This window comes from Rathayibacter sp. VKM Ac-2759 (genome assembly GCF_009834225.1).
Classification (GTDB): domain Bacteria; phylum Actinomycetota; class Actinomycetes; order Actinomycetales; family Microbacteriaceae; genus Rathayibacter.
The window spans coordinates 1,817,312-1,830,715 of sequence record NZ_CP047176.1 but is presented as its reverse complement, the minus strand read 5'-3'; the positions used below and the strand labels follow the sequence as shown (position 1 = coordinate 1,830,715).

Sequence of the window (13,404 nt, the reverse complement as noted above, 5' to 3'; positions counted from 1 at the left end):
CGCGCCCCCCACCACCGCCTGGACCCGCCCGCCGGCGCTCGATCTCGTCGGCTCCATCGGCCGCGGCGGCGGCGAGCTCGCCGACACGATGGGCATCCTCTGGCACGAGCTCACCCCCGAGCACTCGGTCGCCTCGATGCCGGTCGAGGGCAACCGCCAGCCGTTCGGGATCCTGCACGGAGGAGCACACGTGGTGCTCGCGGAGTCGATGGGCTCGATCGCCGCGAACGTCCACGCGGGCGAGGGGCGCGTCGCGATGGGCATCGAGCTGAACGCGAGCCACAGCCGCTCGATCCGCTCCGGATTCGTCATCGGCACGTGCGACGCGATCCACCTCGGCTCCACGCTCACGACCCACGAGATCGTGATCCGCGACGAGGAGGGGCGCCGCCTCTCGACGGTGCGGATCACGAACATCATCCGGAGCCGCTGAGCCCTTTCCGCGGCGGTCCCCGCCCGCCGCGGCGCAGTCGCGGCACCTTTCCCGCGGCGGTCCCCGCCCGCCGCGGCGCAGTCGGCTCGACGAGGCGGTTGCGTCGGGCGGAGCGTGGTGCGAGCGGCTACGGGAAAACGCTGACACGCGTTTTCCCGATTCGCCTCGCGGCGCTCGGCTGGTCTGCCAATGGCAACGCTGACAATGCTCGCCGCTCTGTGGGCCCGACGGGCGGGCCCGCAAGCCCGGGCTCGAGGCGCGGGGGCGACCTAGGCTCGGGGCGTGAGCTTCCGTGACCTGCTGCGTTCCCTGCCGTCCATGCCGTCCGAACTGCCCGGATTCGAGGCGGAGGCAGCACCGGCCGACCCCGTCGAGCTGTTCTCGCAGTGGCTCGAGGAGGCGGCGGCGGCCGGTCAGCTCCTCCCCCACGGCGCGACGCTCTCGACCGCCGACGCCGAGGGGGACGTCTCGGCACGGGTCCTCGTGCTGCGCGACATCGACGACCGCGGCTGGGCCTTCTCGACGCACGCGACCAGCCCCAAGGGCCGGGCGATGGCCGCGAACCCGCACGCCGCACTCACCTTCTTCTGGCCGGTGCAGGGCAGGCAGGTCAGGGTCGAGGGCCGCGCCGAGCGGGGCACCGCCGAGGAGTCGGCCGATGACTTCCGCCGACGGTCGGAGGCGGCACGCACCGCGCTCCTCGTCGGCCGGCAGAGCGAGCCGATGCGCAGCTCCGCCGACTTCGGCCTCGTGACGCTGCAGACCAGCGTGGCCGTGGGCTGCTCCCCCGCCGTGCTCGACCGCGACTGGGCCGTCTACCGCGTCGTCCCCGAGCGGATCGAGTTCTGGCAGGGCTCCACCTCGCCCGAGCAGGACCACGTGCGGCTCGAGTACCGCCCGGGAACGACGGAGGCGGGTGGCTCCCCCTGGGAGCGCACCCGCCTCTGGCCGTGATCGGATCCGGCAGCGGCCGGGCGGCCGGCCCTACTTCTTGGGGCTGAGCTGCTCGATGATCGCCTGGGCGACGTCGTGCATGGTGAGGCGGCGGTCCATCGACGCCTTCTGGATCCAGCGGAACGCCTCGGGCTCGGAGAGGCCCATCTTCTCGTTCAGCAGGCCCTTGGCGCGGTCGACGAGCTTGCGGGTCTCGAAGCGCTCGACCATGTCGGCGACCTCGGCCTCGAGGGTGATGATCTGCGCGTAGCGCGAGAGGGCGATCTCGATCGCGGGCAGCAGGTCGTTGGGCGTGAACGGCTTGACGACGTAGGCGAGGGCGCCCGCCTCGCTCGCGCGCTCGACGAGCTCCTTCTGGCTGAAGGCCGTGAGGAGGACGACGGGGGCGATGTGGGCCTTCGACAGGCGCTCGGCAGCGGAGATGCCGTCGAGCTGGGGCATCTTGACGTCCATGATGACCAGGTCGGGGCGGAGCTCGGTGGCGAGGGCCACGGCCGTCTCGCCGTCGCCCGCCTCGCCGACGACCTCGAAGCCGTTGTCGCGGAGGATCTCCACGATGTCCATGCGGATGAGCGATTCGTCTTCGGCGACGACGACCCGGCGGGGTGCGGTCGACGTGGGTTCCTGGTCTGTCACGCCGACGAGCCTACGGTATTCTCAACGGGCTTGTTGTGCGCCGGTGTGGCGGAATGGCAGACGCGGGGCACTCAAAATGCTCTGTCCGAGAGGGCGTGCGGGTTCGAGTCCCGCCACCGGCACAGCTCCGACCCGCTCCGGCCGCGCCGTTCGCTAGCGTCGTCGGATGAGCGATCCCTCGGCCGTCTGGCCCCTCTTCTCGCTGGTCCTGCGCACGCCGCGGCTCGAGCTGCATCCGGTGCGCGACGGCGATCTCGCCGGCCTGAGCGCGGCCGCCGCGGCCGGCATCCACGAGGCGGGCCGCTCGCCGTTCCCCTCTCCCTGGGCCGAGGCGCCCGCCGAGGAGCTCCCCGCCGACCTCGCCCGCTACCACTGGTCGCTCCGGGCCGCGACGACCGCCGACGCCTGGCGGGTGGCCTTCGCGATCGTCGAGGACGGAGTCGTCATCGGCTCCCAGGACCTCGTCGCCGACCACTTCGCCGCCACCCGCACGGTGTCGTCGGGCTCGTGGCTGACCCGCCGCGCGCAGGGCAGGGGGCTCGGGCGCGAGATGCGCGCGGCGGTGCTCCTGCTCGCCTTCGACCATCTCGGCGCCGAGGTGGCGGAGAGCAGCGCGCTGGCCTGGAACTCCGCGTCCATCGGAGTCTCGACCGCGCTCGGCTACCGGCCGAACGGCACGCAGCGCACGGTCGGAGCCGACGGCGTCGCGGTCGACGAGACGCGGTTCCGGGTGACGCCGGCGACGCTCCGCAGACCCGACTGGGCGCTCGAGGTCGAGGGGATCGAGGCGGCGCGAGCCGTCCTGCTCGCGGCGCCCTGATCCTCAGAAGCCGGCGAGACTCCCCCGCAGACCGCCGCCCGGGTGATCGCGGCGGAGGATCCCGCGCCGGCGCAAGATCGGGACGAGCTCGTCGAGCATCCGGTGCAGGGTGACCGGGTGGAAGTCGCCCGAGAAGGCGATGCCGTCGTTGGCGGCGTCGTCGCCGAGCTCCTGGATGAAGTCGGCGACCTCCTCCGCGGTGCCGACGACTCCGCGGCGGTCGGCGATCAGGCCGAGCCGGGCCTTGGCGGTGAGCAGCGCACGGAGCGGAGCGTCCGCCTCCGCCCCGCCGTAGAGCCCGGCGATGCTGCCGCGCGAGACGTGCTCGCCGAACACCGAGGGGTCGACGGGACGGTCGAGGTCGAGCGCGGTGAGGTCCGTCTCGAGATCGCTCGACTGCGCCGCGGCGACGGCGAGCAGGGTCTCGTCGTCGGGATGGGCGGAGGCGGCGACGAGCCGCTCCGCCTCGTCGCGGCTCGCGACGACGATCGGTTTGAAGACGAAGAGGACGGTGAGGTCGTCGGGGTCGCGGCCGTGCGCCGCCGCCGCTGCGCGGGCCCGCTCGCGGTAGGCGCGGACGGTGCCGGTGTCGAGGGAGGCCAGTGCGAGCTGGATCTCGGATTGGGCGCCCGCGAAGTCGATGCCGCGCGGCGAGCCCCCGGGCGAGACGATCACCGGCTCCGCGCCGTCGAAGGGCAGCGCGTTGAGCGGGCCGTCGAACCGGTAGTGCATGCCGCGGTGCTGCACGGGCCTCAGCAGGGTGCCGTCGGCGAAGCGACCGGTGGACGGGTCCTGGATCAGCGCGCCGTCGTCCCAGCTGCGCCAGAGCTCACGGATCGAGTCGAGCCACTCGTGCGCGCGGTCGTACGCCACATCGTGCGGCACGGGATCGAGCCCGAAGTGGCGGCTGCTGCCGACGTCGGTCACGACGTTGAGGCCGAGCCTGCCCCCGCTGAGGTGCTGCAGCGAGGCGAACTGACGGGCCGCCTGGTAGGGGCTGTAGGCCATCGGGTTCACGGTCGGCGCCACCCCGAGATGCCGGGTGGCCTCGAAGAGGTACGGAGCGAGCAGCATCGGGTCGTGCTTCGGCCCGCCGTACGCTCGGCGCACCCGGAGGTCGAGGGTGCTCGCGTTCCCGAGCGAGAGGGCGTCCTCGATGATGACGAGGTCGAAGCCCGCCTGCTCGAGCTCGCGTGCACTCTGGCGGTAGAGCTCGGGGCCGGTCCACGAGCGGTCCCAGTCCCAGATCGGCTGGCCCCACGCCTGAGGACCGAAGCCGCGGGAGAGGAACCAGGCGAAGTGCTGCGGATCGCTCACGACGCCTCCGCCAGCTGCAGCGGATGCGGGGCCGCCGCTCGGAGGCCCTGCTCGAGATCGGCGAGGAGGTCCTCGAGATCCTCGATGCCGATCGACAGGCGCAGGAGGCCTGGGCCGATGCCGGCTGCCTCGAGCTGCTCGCGGGTCCGGCCGGTGTGCGTCGTGCTGGCGGGGTGCAGGATCAGCGAGCGGACGTCGCCGAGGTGCGTCATCCGCGTGAAGACGTCGAGGGCGTCCGAGAAGCGGCGGGCCGCGTCGAGCCCCCCGTGCAGCGTGAACGAGAAGACCGAGCCCTGACCGAGCGGGAGGTAGCGCTGCGCGAGGGCGTGGGACGGACTCGAGGCGAGGCCGCTGTAGTCGACGCTCGCGACCTCGGGTCGCGCCTCGAGCCAGCGCGCCACGAGCAGCGCGCTGCGCGACTGGTGGCGGACGCGCAGCGAGAGCGTCTCGAGCCCCTGCTCGAGGAGGAACGAGGTGAGCGGCGACACGGTCGGGCCCATCCGGCCGGCGACGACGTCGCGGGCGTAGGCCAGGAAGGCGCGCTCCGGAGCGAGGGGGCCCGCGGCGAGGTGCGGGTACTCGGCGGCTCGGGCCGCCCAGTCGAAGCGGCCGGCGTCGACGACGACCCCGGCGATGACCGCGCCGTGCCCGGCGAGGAACTTGCTGGCCGAGTGCACGACGACGTCGGCTCCGTGCTCGAGGGGCCGCAGCAGGTAGGGCGTCGCGAAGGTGTTGTCGACGACGAGGGGCACGCCCGCGCGGTGCGCCGCGTCGGCGACCAGCTGGAGATCGACGACGTCGTTGCGCGGATTGGGGATCGACTCGACGAGAACGGCGCGCGTCCGCGAGGTGATCGCCTGCTCCCAGGCGAGCGGGTCGTCGGCGTCCTCGACGAAGGTGGTGGTGATGCCGAGGCGGGCGAGGTTCTCGAGCAGGAGGTTCCGCGTCCCCTCGTAGAGGCTCGCGGCGGCGACGACGTGATCGCCCGCGGAGGCGAGGGTGAGCAGCGCGACGGAGACGGCCGCCTGCCCGCTGCCGACGAGGAGCGCCTCCCGGCCGCCCTCGAGCGCGGCGATGCGGCGCTCGACGGCATCGGTCGTCGGGTTGGCGACGCGGGTGTAGGTGTAGCCGTCGGCGCCTGCGAAGCGGTCGCGCGCCTCGTCGAAGGAGTCGAAGCTGAAGCCGGCGGTGAGGTAGACCGGGGTGCGGCGGGCGTGGAGGGCGTCCTCGGCCGTCCCGGCGTGCAGCTGCCGGGTCGAGAAGCCCCACTCGCCGTGTCCCGCGCGTGCGTCGTCCGCGTCCATGGTCTCCGCCTCCTCGTCGCCGTCGTCCGGCGCGGACAACAGTCGCACGGGAGGCGCGCGGGGCGCCGGGCGGTTACCCGGCGTTACGACGCGGCGGCGTCGTCACCAGAACATCGTGCCGGGCGCCCCCTTGAAGGGTCCGACCACGCGGGAGGTGATCCAGCCGCCGTAGAAGTCGCCGGGCTGCGGCTCGACGACCTCGCCGTCCACCGTGCAGGAGTCCATCCGCCCCGGGTACAGGGCGATCGTGTCGCGGAGCACCTCGAAGCCCGGCATCGGCTCCGGATAGGTCCAGCCCGCGGCCTCGGCGACGGCGCCCCCGCCCCGGACCGACAGGTAGGACGCCGCTCCCTTGAACTCGCAGATGCTGCGCCCGGGCGCAGGCGAGAGCACCCCCTCGGCGAAGTCGCCGCGGGGCAGGTAGTAGACGGGCGGATGACTGGTCTCGAGCACCCGGAAGGAGCCGCGCGACTCCGCGACCACCACTCCCCCGAGCCGGACCACGACGTGCTCGGCGCTCGGCTCCACCCTCGGCGGCCTCGGGTAGTCCCAGACGGATTCCTGGCCCTCGGCGGGCACCTCGCGCTTCATGCCGTCCACGCTACGCGGCGGTCCTGCGCGAGCACTCGGCTCCCAGCCGATGCCCGGCGGCTCCCGGACCGGGGGTCGCGGATCACCGACGCCAGCCCCGCGGGGGGTCCGCGGTCGCGTAACGTCGTCCTTGCGCCCGGAACCCCGAGACCAGGTGCAGAAGGACTACAGAGTGCCCACCGAATGCATCCACGGCCTCGACATCGCGCTCTGCGACGTCTGCTCGCCCGCCAAGCTCCCCGAGCCGGCGGCCCGGACCCCCCGCACCCCCGTGCGCGTGCCCGGGACCTCCCGCGCGGCGACCGCCCGGGCCGCGGCGCGCGGCACCGCCCGCGAGAAGCCGCTGCCCAAGGTCGACATCGCCGCTCAGCGGATCTACCACGTGACCCACCTCGACAACCTCGCCGCGATCGTCGCCTCCGGCGCCCTCATCGCCGACGAGCACCTCACCGAGCGCCCCGCGATCGACGTGAGCGCCGAGACCACCCGTGAGCACCGCCGCGCGGTGCAGATCAAGGACGGCGCGAGCGTCGCCGGCTTCGTCCCCTTCTTCCTCTCTCCCGACGCCGCCCTCTGGGCCGATCTGCGCGGCGAGCGGATCGCTCCGCACTGGTCGCCGCGGGCCCAGAGCACGACCGCCTCGCAGTACGTGGTGCTGGTCGGCTCGCTCGCCTCCGCTCCGGTGCTCAGCGACGGCGACGCCTCGCACGTCCTCACCCGCTTCAGCGAGGGCGACGCCCTCGTGCGCACCTTCGCCCGCCTCCTGGTCGACGAGCCGGCTCTGCGCAGCGCCGAGGCGCTCGTGCCCGAGCGCTTCCCGCTCGAGGAGATCGCCGTGGTCGGTGTGCCGTCGGTGACCATGAAGAACAAGGTGAAGGCGCTCTTCGAGGGGAGCACCGCGTCACCGCGCGTCGCGGTCTACCCGCCGTGGTTCCACCCGGTGACCGAGGAGGAGTGACCTCCCCGGGCGCTAGTCGAGCAGATCGATCCGGTCGGCGAGGTAGCGCTCGATCGGCAGGAGGCCCTGGTCGCCGAGGCCGGGCGCCCAGCGCACGAGCACCTCGTCGCCCCTGAGGGCCAGGGGATCCTGCGCCTCGAGGAGGCCCTCGGCGTCGGTGCGCAGCCGGCGCCAGCCGTAGTTGACGATCTCGCCCTCGCGGAACGGACCGTCGAACGCGGCGCGCCGGATCTCGCGGCGCGCCTCCTGCGACTCCGACTGGTTGTTGGCGTGCAGCGGAGCGACCGCCCGGGTCACCGACCCCGTCGCGACGAGCGACCCGGAGCTCTCGAGCAGCACGACGCCTAGTCGCCAGGCGCGGCCGACGGGCGCCATCACGGGCGCGCGCCGGAATCCGAGGATCGCGCGCGGGCGCCGGAGCTCCGCGAGGGCCTGGTCTGCGACGCCGCGCCGCTCGAGCTCGCTCGAGACGTCGGCGAGGAGGCCGGCCAGGCGCTCGGCCGCGCGCTCCGCGTCTCGCGACATGCGGCTCCCCTCGATCAGAGCCAGCCTAGAACGGGTGACGCGCTGCTCGGAGCCGTCGCCTCCGCACCGTTACGATCACCTGACGACACGAGGAGGACGAGCGATGCGCGTCATCATGATGGGACCGCCCGGCGTGGGCAAGGGCACCCAGGCGGCGATCCTGGCCGAGGTGCTGGGGGTGCCGGCGATCTCGACCGGCGAGCTCTTCCGCTCGCACGTGGCCGACGGCACGGAGCTCGGACAGCGGCTGCGCGACATCGTCGAGGCCGGGGCCTACGTGCCCGACGAGCTGACGAACGCCCTCGTCGCCGAGCGCATCGACGAGCCGGACGCGCACGACGGGTTCATCCTGGACGGCTATCCGCGGACTCCGGCGCAGGTCGAGGAGCTCGACCGTCTGCTCGCCCAGCGCGGCGAAGCGCTCGCCCGCGTCGTGATGCTGACCGCCGAGACGGAGGTGGTCGTCGAGCGGCTGCTCGCGCGTGCGGCGGAGCAGAACCGCGCCGACGACGATCCGGACGTGATCCGCCACCGGATCGCGGTCTACGAGCGCGAGACGGCACCGCTGGAGCACGTCTACGCCGAGGCGGGGATCCTCGTCCGCATCGACGGCAGTGCCGCGCAGGACGAGGTCTCACGCCAGGTCGTCGCGGCGTGCCGGGCCGAGTGACCGGGCACACCGCGACGGGAGATCAGATCGCCGAGGCGAGGACCTCGTCGAGCTTGGCCGAGGCCTCCTCGTCGGTGCCCTTGAGCGCGAGCGAGAGCTCGGACACGAGGATCTGACGGGCCTTGAGCAGCATGCGCTTCTCGCCGGCCGAGACTCCGCCGGCCTGCTCGCGACGCCACAGGTCGCGGACGACCTCGCTGACGCGGTAGACGCTGCCGCTCGCCATCTTCTCCTGGTTGGCCTTGAAGCGGCGCGACCAGTTGCTGGCCTCCTCCGCGACATCGCTGCGCAGCACGTCGTAGACGGCCTGCACGCCGGCGTCGTCGATGATCTCGCGGACGCCGACGAGCTCAGCGTTCTCGACGGGCAGGGTGATCGTGAGCTCGCTCGTGTGCACGTTCATCGTCATGAACGTCTTCTCGACGCCCTTGACCGAGCGCTTCTCGAGCCCGGTGATCGTCACCGCTCCGTGGTGCGGGTAGACCAGCGTCTCGCCGACCTCGAATAACATCATGTCGTGCCTTTCGTCGTGGGGCCTGTGGTGGGGTCGAGGCTCCGCAGCGGCGCATCGGCCAGCCACGGAGGAAGCAGGGCGACGAGGCGCTCGACGAGCTCCTCGTCGGTGCCGTCGAGGGAGCCGGCGAGCCAGGAGCCGACGACGGCGAGGACGCCGCCGGCGGCGAAGGTCGCGGTCAGCTCGGGATCGACGGAGTCGGGGACCTCGACGCGCGCGAGCACCTCGCGGTGCAGGGCGAGGACCGTGTCGAGCACGGCGTCGTCGGAGGCCACCCGGGCGGAGGCGCGGGCGCGCAGGCGCGCGTGGAAGGCGTGGCGGTCGACGAGCCGGTCGATCAGGCGCGCGTAGCCGCGGCGCAGCGCGAGCGCTCCGGTGCGGTCCTCGGCATCGCCTCCGGCGACCTCGGCGATCACGAGGTCCTCGCGGAGGAGGGCGGAGGCGACGTCCGCCGCGTCGTCGAAGTGCGCGTAGAACGAGCTGCGGCTGATGCCGGCCTCGCGCACGATGTCGCTGACGGCGATGCCCTCGGCCCTCTCGCCCTCGGCCTGCATGACGAGGCGCTCGACCGCGTCGAAGACGCGACGGCGGGTGCGCCTGGCACGGGGATCACCCGCGCGCGGGCTGAGATGGGGTTCCGCTCCGGGCAGGGAGGCGAGGCGAGCGGAAGTCATCGACGCCAGTCTACCACTTCCCGGACAGGTGTTCGGAAAAGGGCGCAGGTGCGCTCAGCCCACCTCGGCGCGGGATCGCTCGAGACGCGCGAGGCGGGTGCGTGCAGCGCGCTCACTCGGCGAGACCCGTCCGAGGTAGCGCTCGAGGAAGCGCATCAGGAGGCGGTTGGCGGTGATCGCCGGCCACCAGGCGCGCCGGAGTCCGAGCAGGCGCCGCACCTCGGGGCTGAGGGACGCGACGGCGCCCGCGAACAGCAGAGGGTAGACGAGCCCCGCCTCACCGGGCAGCTTCACGCGGCGGAGGAAGCCGACCGCCTCCCGGACCCGATCGTCGGGCTTGAGCTCCCCCGCGAATCCGGCGAGCTGCTCGCGGAGCTCGGCGACGCTCTCGGGCGGCGCATCCACCCCCAGGAGCCGACCGGACGCCGCCCACTCGCGGACGTACGCGTCCGGCCCGCCGGGAATCGGCCGCCCCCAGAGCTCGTGCGCACCGAGGAACGCGTCGGTGAAGGCATCGTGCACCCAGAGCAGCAGCCGCGGGTCCTGCGCGGAGTAGGCGCGCTCGGCGCCCGCCGCGTCCTCGTACGAGCCGACGATCCGCTCGTGCACGCCGGTCACCCAGCGCGCCGCGCCGCTCGCCGCGCTCGTGTCGCCGAAGCTCGTCGTCAGCACCCAGCGGACGGTGTTGTCGAGGCGCCCCATCGGATCCTCGCGGTAGCGGGAGTGGTCGTGGACACCGGCCATCGCCCCGGCGTGGAGGGTCTGCATGAGCAGCGCCCGCACTCCGGCGATCATCGTCGGCATGCCGCCGTTCACGGCCCACACGGCGCTGCCGGGGCCGAACAGCCCCGCGTCGTCTCCCGTCTCGAGTGCGGCGACCCAGTCGGGTCGGGGTCGGGGACGGCGCGTGCTCATCCGGTCAGTCTGCGCGCGGATCCTGGATCGCGCTGGCTATTGCGTGCCCCTTCGTGGGGTGTTACTCCGCCAGCAGCTCCCGCAAGTCGTCCGCGGTCAGCGCCTGCGCGAACAGCTCGCCCTCGTCGAGCGCCGCGGTGCTCAACCGCGACTTGCGCGCCTGGAGCCGCACGATCTTCTCCTCGATCGTGTCCTTCGCGACGAGCCGGTAGACGTTGACCCGGCGCCGCTGCCCGATCCGGTGCGTCCGGTCGATCGCCTGGGCCTCGGCCGCCGGGTTCCACCACGGATCGAGGATGAAGACGTGGTCGGCCTCGGTGAGGGTGAGACCGGTGCCGCCCGCCTTGAGGCTGATCAGGAACACCGGTGCGTCTCCGGAGCGGAACGACGCGATCACGCTCTCGCGATCGCGGGTCGAGCCGTCGAGCTGCACGAACGGGATCCCCCGCGCGCGGAGCCGCTCGGCCGCGCGCTCCAGGTACGAGGTGAAGGTGCTGAAGACCAGGGCGCGGCGCCCCTCGGCGAGCACGTCGTCGAGGTGCTCGAGCAGCGCGTCGAGCTTGGCGGAGGGGACGTGCCGGTAGGCGGGATCGACCAGCGACGCGTCGAGGGCGAGGAGGCGGAGCAGGGTCAGCGACCGGAACACGGTGAAGCGCTGCCGGTCGAGATCCTCCACGAGGCCCATGAGCTTGCGGCGCTCGCGCTGCAGGTAGGTGTCGTAGAGGACGCGGTGGCCGGGAGCGAGGGTGACCTCGAGGGTCTGCTCCTGCTTCTCGGGCAGCTCCGGGGCCACGGCCTCCTTGGTCCGGCGCAGCAGGAAGGGGCGGATGCGGGACCGGAGCCGGTCGAGGCGCCGGCGCGCGCCCTCGGACTGCGGGACGGTCCGGCCGTCGGAGAGATCGGGTGAGGCGATGCCGACCGGCGCCTCGGCGTGCTGGATCGGGCGGGTGTACTCCTCGCGGAAGCGCCGGAGCGGAGGCAGCAGCCCGGGCGCGACGAGCGCGAGGATCGCCCACAGCTCGTCGAGCGAGTTCTCGAGCGGCGTGCCGGTGAGCGCGAGGGTGATCGGCGCGCCGACTCCCCGGGCCGCGCGGTGCGTCTGCGAGCCCGGGTTCTTCGCGAACTGCGCCTCGTCGAGGACGAGGGCCGACCACTCCCGGGTGCCCCACTGCTCGGCGGCCAGCCGCAGCACCGCGTAGCTGGTCACGACGACGTCGGCCTCGGCGGGGACGCTGGCGAGGCTCGCGCCCCCGCGCGTGCTGGTGACCGCGTGCACGCGGAGACCCGGGGCGAAGCGCGCCGCCTCCGACAGCCAGCCGGGCACGACGGAGGTCGGAGCGACGACCAGGAAGGGAGCGCGCCGCGAGCCGCTCGCACGCGACTCCTCGACGGCCTCGAGCATCATCGCCAGGGTCTGCAGCGTCTTGCCGAGACCCATGTCGTCGGCGAGGACGCCGCCCAGCCCGTGCCGGCGCCGGTGCACCAGCCAGGCGTAGCCGTCACGCTGATAGGGCCGGAGCTCGCCGGCCAGCCCGGCGGGCGGAGGCACCTCCACGGGGGCGCCGGCGGCCAGCGCGCTCTCGAGCACCCGCCTCCAGGCATCGGAGGGGACCGACTCGTCGGCCAGCTCCTCCAGCTCGTCCCAGAGCGCGGTCTGATGGCGTCCGATGCGCAGGCCCGTCTCCCACTCGTCGATCTCGTCGGCGCGGTCCAGCAGCTCGCGGAGCCGGTCGAGACCGGGGTGCGCGAGCGAGAGGTACGAGTGGTCGACGAGGCGGATGCGGTTCCCTCCCGTGGCGAGGGCGCGGAACAGCGGACCGAAGGGGACCTCCGCGTCTCCGATCCTCACGACGACTCCGAGGTCGAACCAGTCGGCGCTCTCGGTGTCGACGGCGGTCAGGGTGAGCGTGAGCGGACCGGTCAGCAGTCGGTAGTCGGGCGGCACGCCCTCGCGCTCGATCCGCACACCGCCGACCGCTTCGAGGAGCGGGAGCTGCTCGACCACGAACACCGCGGCGTCCGCCCCGCGCAGCACGGCGGGCCGCTCGGCGCCGGGGACCACCGAGGATCCCGCCTCGGCCAGCACGGATCCCGCGCGGCGGAGGATCGCGGCCTCGAGATCGATCGGCCCGCCTCCGTCGAGCTCGGTGGCGCGATCGGGGGTGCGCCGCCAGTGCCAGCCCACCCGGACGACGCGGCGCGGCTCGAACGAGACGGTGCACACCAGGCGCGGCGGCTCGGGCTCGTCGAGATCCGGGCCGGAGTCGGCGCTGCGCACCGCGACCCGCTCGCGCAGCGCCGGGAGATGGTCGCGGAGGAACTCGTCGACGTCGCCCTGCGGCACCAGCGCCGGCTCGGGGTGGCGGAGGAGCCGCAGCTCCTCGTCGTCGAGAGGGCGCGGCGTCGGAGCGAGCACGAGCGCCGACGGATCGCCGGAGACGACCGCGTAGACGCCGTGCCGCGCGATCGGGCGCGCCGACTCGACCGGCGGCTCGCCGTCGTCGAGCCGGAGGACGGGACGCAGCTCGAGCGCGCCCCCGCTCGACGCTGCCCGGAGCGAGACGGCGGCGGACGAGCCGAGCGCGACGGTGCCCTTCTCGGGCGCGAGCAGCGGGATCCGCAGACCCTCGGCCTGCGCGAGCAGCTGCCAGAGCAGCGGGCTCTCGTACTCGTCGAGGTGGATCCAGTCGGGGTCCTGCCCGAGGTGCACCGTCCGCGTCGCCCGGTGCAGCGCCGCGAACTCGGCGAACCAGCGCTGGTGCGCGGGGTCGAGCGACAGCCGGTGGGTCTGGTGGTTCAGCGACTTCCAGGTGAGGGTCGTGCGGTTCCAGGCGCCGCCGCGCCCGGCGACGACCGGTCGGGTCGCCAGGCGGTGGTCGTCGCGATCGGCGGGGTCGTACCCCTTGGCGGTCACCCGCTCGCTCGAGGGAGCGCGCCACGGGTCGTCGGGGCGGCGCACGAGCCGGCGCAGCTCGAACTGCAGCCCGATGGGCGTGAGCGGGCCGGCGCTCTCGGCCTCCGCTCCCCCGCTCAGCTCGCCGACGCGGGCGCGCCAGGCGGAGGCGGAGGTCGGGTCGGGAGGCACCGGACCAT

The 13,404-nt window shown here is 73.6% G+C and carries 14 protein-coding genes and 1 tRNA gene; 6 read left to right on the top strand and 9 right to left on the bottom strand.

The features are described from left to right. Nucleotides 1–55 precede the first annotated feature (55 nt). Together GSU68_RS08425 and GSU68_RS08420 are read left to right on the top strand one after the other, a co-directional pair. Nucleotides 56–433 (top strand): hotdog fold thioesterase, encoded by a 378-nt coding sequence (locus GSU68_RS08425; RefSeq protein ID WP_244259478.1) that lies wholly within the window; start codon nt 56–58, stop codon nt 431–433. A gap of 318 nt (nt 434–751) precedes the next feature. Next, complete coding sequence (locus tag GSU68_RS08420; protein WP_159907226.1) at nt 752–1,387, top strand: pyridoxal 5'-phosphate synthase; 636 nt, start codon at nt 752–754, stop codon at nt 1,385–1,387. Nucleotides 1,388–1,417: 30 nt separating this feature from the next. On the opposite strand, the gene GSU68_RS08415 is transcribed toward GSU68_RS08420, so the two are convergent. Continuing rightward, nucleotides 1,418–2,023, bottom strand: a complete 606-nt coding sequence (locus GSU68_RS08415) for a response regulator (protein WP_159907224.1) — start codon at nt 2,021–2,023, stop codon at nt 1,418–1,420. A gap of 39 nt (nt 2,024–2,062) precedes the next feature. Here GSU68_RS08415 and GSU68_RS08410 point away from each other — a divergent pair. Further along, a tRNA-Leu gene (locus tag GSU68_RS08410) sits at nt 2,063–2,145 on the top strand. A 44-nt stretch (nt 2,146–2,189) separates the two neighbouring features. Continuing rightward, complete coding sequence (locus tag GSU68_RS08405) at nt 2,190–2,843, top strand: GNAT family protein (RefSeq protein WP_159907222.1); 654 nt, start codon at nt 2,190–2,192, stop codon at nt 2,841–2,843. A 3-nt stretch (nt 2,844–2,846) separates the two neighbouring features. Here GSU68_RS08405 and GSU68_RS08400 read toward each other — a convergent pair whose 3' ends face one another. The 3 genes from GSU68_RS08400 to GSU68_RS08390 form a co-directional block, all read right to left on the bottom strand. Next, nucleotides 2,847–4,160 carry an LLM class flavin-dependent oxidoreductase gene (locus GSU68_RS08400; RefSeq protein WP_159907220.1) on the bottom strand — a complete coding sequence of 438 codons (1,314 nt, stop codon included), beginning with the start codon at nt 4,158–4,160 and terminating at the stop codon, nt 2,847–2,849. Further along, the gene (locus GSU68_RS08395) at nt 4,157–5,464 is read right to left on the bottom strand and encodes an aminotransferase class I/II-fold pyridoxal phosphate-dependent enzyme (protein WP_159910203.1); all 1,308 of its coding nucleotides are present in this window, start codon (nt 5,462–5,464) and stop codon (nt 4,157–4,159) included. Before GSU68_RS08395 ends, GSU68_RS08400 begins: the two co-directional genes overlap by 4 nt. 102 nt (nt 5,465–5,566) lie before the next feature. Next, a complete protein-coding gene (locus GSU68_RS08390) occupies nt 5,567–6,055 on the bottom strand; it encodes a DUF427 domain-containing protein (protein WP_159907218.1) in 489 nt (162 codons plus the stop codon). A gap of 172 nt (nt 6,056–6,227) precedes the next feature. Here GSU68_RS08390 and GSU68_RS08385 point away from each other — a divergent pair, with 172 nt between their 5' ends. Next, on the top strand, nt 6,228–7,013 hold the full coding sequence (locus tag GSU68_RS08385) for a DarT ssDNA thymidine ADP-ribosyltransferase family protein (protein ID WP_159907216.1): 786 nt from the start codon (nt 6,228–6,230) through the stop codon (nt 7,011–7,013). 12 nt (nt 7,014–7,025) lie between these two features. On the opposite strand, the gene GSU68_RS08380 is transcribed toward GSU68_RS08385, so the two are convergent. Further along, nucleotides 7,026–7,538, bottom strand: a complete 513-nt coding sequence (locus GSU68_RS08380; RefSeq protein WP_159907214.1) for a hypothetical protein — start codon at nt 7,536–7,538, stop codon at nt 7,026–7,028. Between the two features lie 103 nt (nt 7,539–7,641). Here GSU68_RS08380 and GSU68_RS08375 point away from each other — a divergent pair, with 103 nt between their 5' ends. Next, nucleotides 7,642–8,208 carry an adenylate kinase gene (locus GSU68_RS08375; RefSeq protein ID WP_159907212.1) on the top strand — a complete coding sequence of 189 codons (567 nt, stop codon included), beginning with the start codon at nt 7,642–7,644 and terminating at the stop codon, nt 8,206–8,208. 22 nt (nt 8,209–8,230) lie between these two features. Here GSU68_RS08375 and GSU68_RS08370 read toward each other — a convergent pair whose 3' ends face one another. The 4 genes from GSU68_RS08370 to GSU68_RS08355 all read right to left on the bottom strand — a co-directional run bounded on the left by GSU68_RS08370 (nt 8,231) and on the right by GSU68_RS08355 (nt 13,396). After that, nucleotides 8,231–8,719: a CarD family transcriptional regulator gene (locus GSU68_RS08370; RefSeq protein WP_056043500.1), complete on the bottom strand. Its 489-nt coding sequence runs from the start codon at nt 8,717–8,719 to the stop codon at nt 8,231–8,233. Then, nucleotides 8,719–9,396 (bottom strand): TetR/AcrR family transcriptional regulator, encoded by a 678-nt coding sequence (locus tag GSU68_RS08365; protein WP_159907210.1) that lies wholly within the window; start codon nt 9,394–9,396, stop codon nt 8,719–8,721. The genes GSU68_RS08370 and GSU68_RS08365 overlap by 1 nt, the downstream gene beginning before the upstream one ends. A gap of 54 nt (nt 9,397–9,450) precedes the next feature. Then, on the bottom strand, nt 9,451–10,311 hold the full coding sequence (locus GSU68_RS08360) for an oxygenase MpaB family protein (RefSeq protein WP_159907208.1): 861 nt from the start codon (nt 10,309–10,311) through the stop codon (nt 9,451–9,453). A 61-nt stretch (nt 10,312–10,372) separates the two neighbouring features. Then, nucleotides 10,373–13,396 carry a DEAD/DEAH box helicase gene (locus GSU68_RS08355; RefSeq protein WP_159907206.1) on the bottom strand — a complete coding sequence of 1,008 codons (3,024 nt, stop codon included), beginning with the start codon at nt 13,394–13,396 and terminating at the stop codon, nt 10,373–10,375. Nucleotides 13,397–13,404: the final 8 nt, after the last annotated feature.

Coding starts and splice junctions, on each gene's coding strand:
- GSU68_RS08420 (WP_159907226.1), top strand. CDS start 752: ATGCCGTCCGAACTGCCCGGATTCGAGGCGGAGGCAGCACCGGCCGAC.
- GSU68_RS08405 (WP_159907222.1), top strand. CDS start 2,190: ATGAGCGATCCCTCGGCCGTCTGGCCCCTCTTCTCGCTGGTCCTGCGC.
- GSU68_RS08395 (WP_159910203.1), bottom strand. CDS start 5,464: ATGGACGCGGACGACGCACGCGCGGGACACGGCGAGTGGGGCTTCTCG.
- GSU68_RS08390 (WP_159907218.1), bottom strand. CDS start 6,055: ATGAAGCGCGAGGTGCCCGCCGAGGGCCAGGAATCCGTCTGGGACTAC.
- GSU68_RS08380 (WP_159907214.1), bottom strand. CDS start 7,538: ATGTCGCGAGACGCGGAGCGCGCGGCCGAGCGCCTGGCCGGCCTCCTC.
- GSU68_RS08375 (WP_159907212.1), top strand. CDS start 7,642: ATGCGCGTCATCATGATGGGACCGCCCGGCGTGGGCAAGGGCACCCAG.
- GSU68_RS08370 (WP_056043500.1), bottom strand. CDS start 8,719: ATGTTATTCGAGGTCGGCGAGACGCTGGTCTACCCGCACCACGGAGCG.
- GSU68_RS08365 (WP_159907210.1), bottom strand. CDS start 9,396: ATGACTTCCGCTCGCCTCGCCTCCCTGCCCGGAGCGGAACCCCATCTC.
- GSU68_RS08360 (WP_159907208.1), bottom strand. CDS start 10,311: ATGAGCACGCGCCGTCCCCGACCCCGACCCGACTGGGTCGCCGCACTC.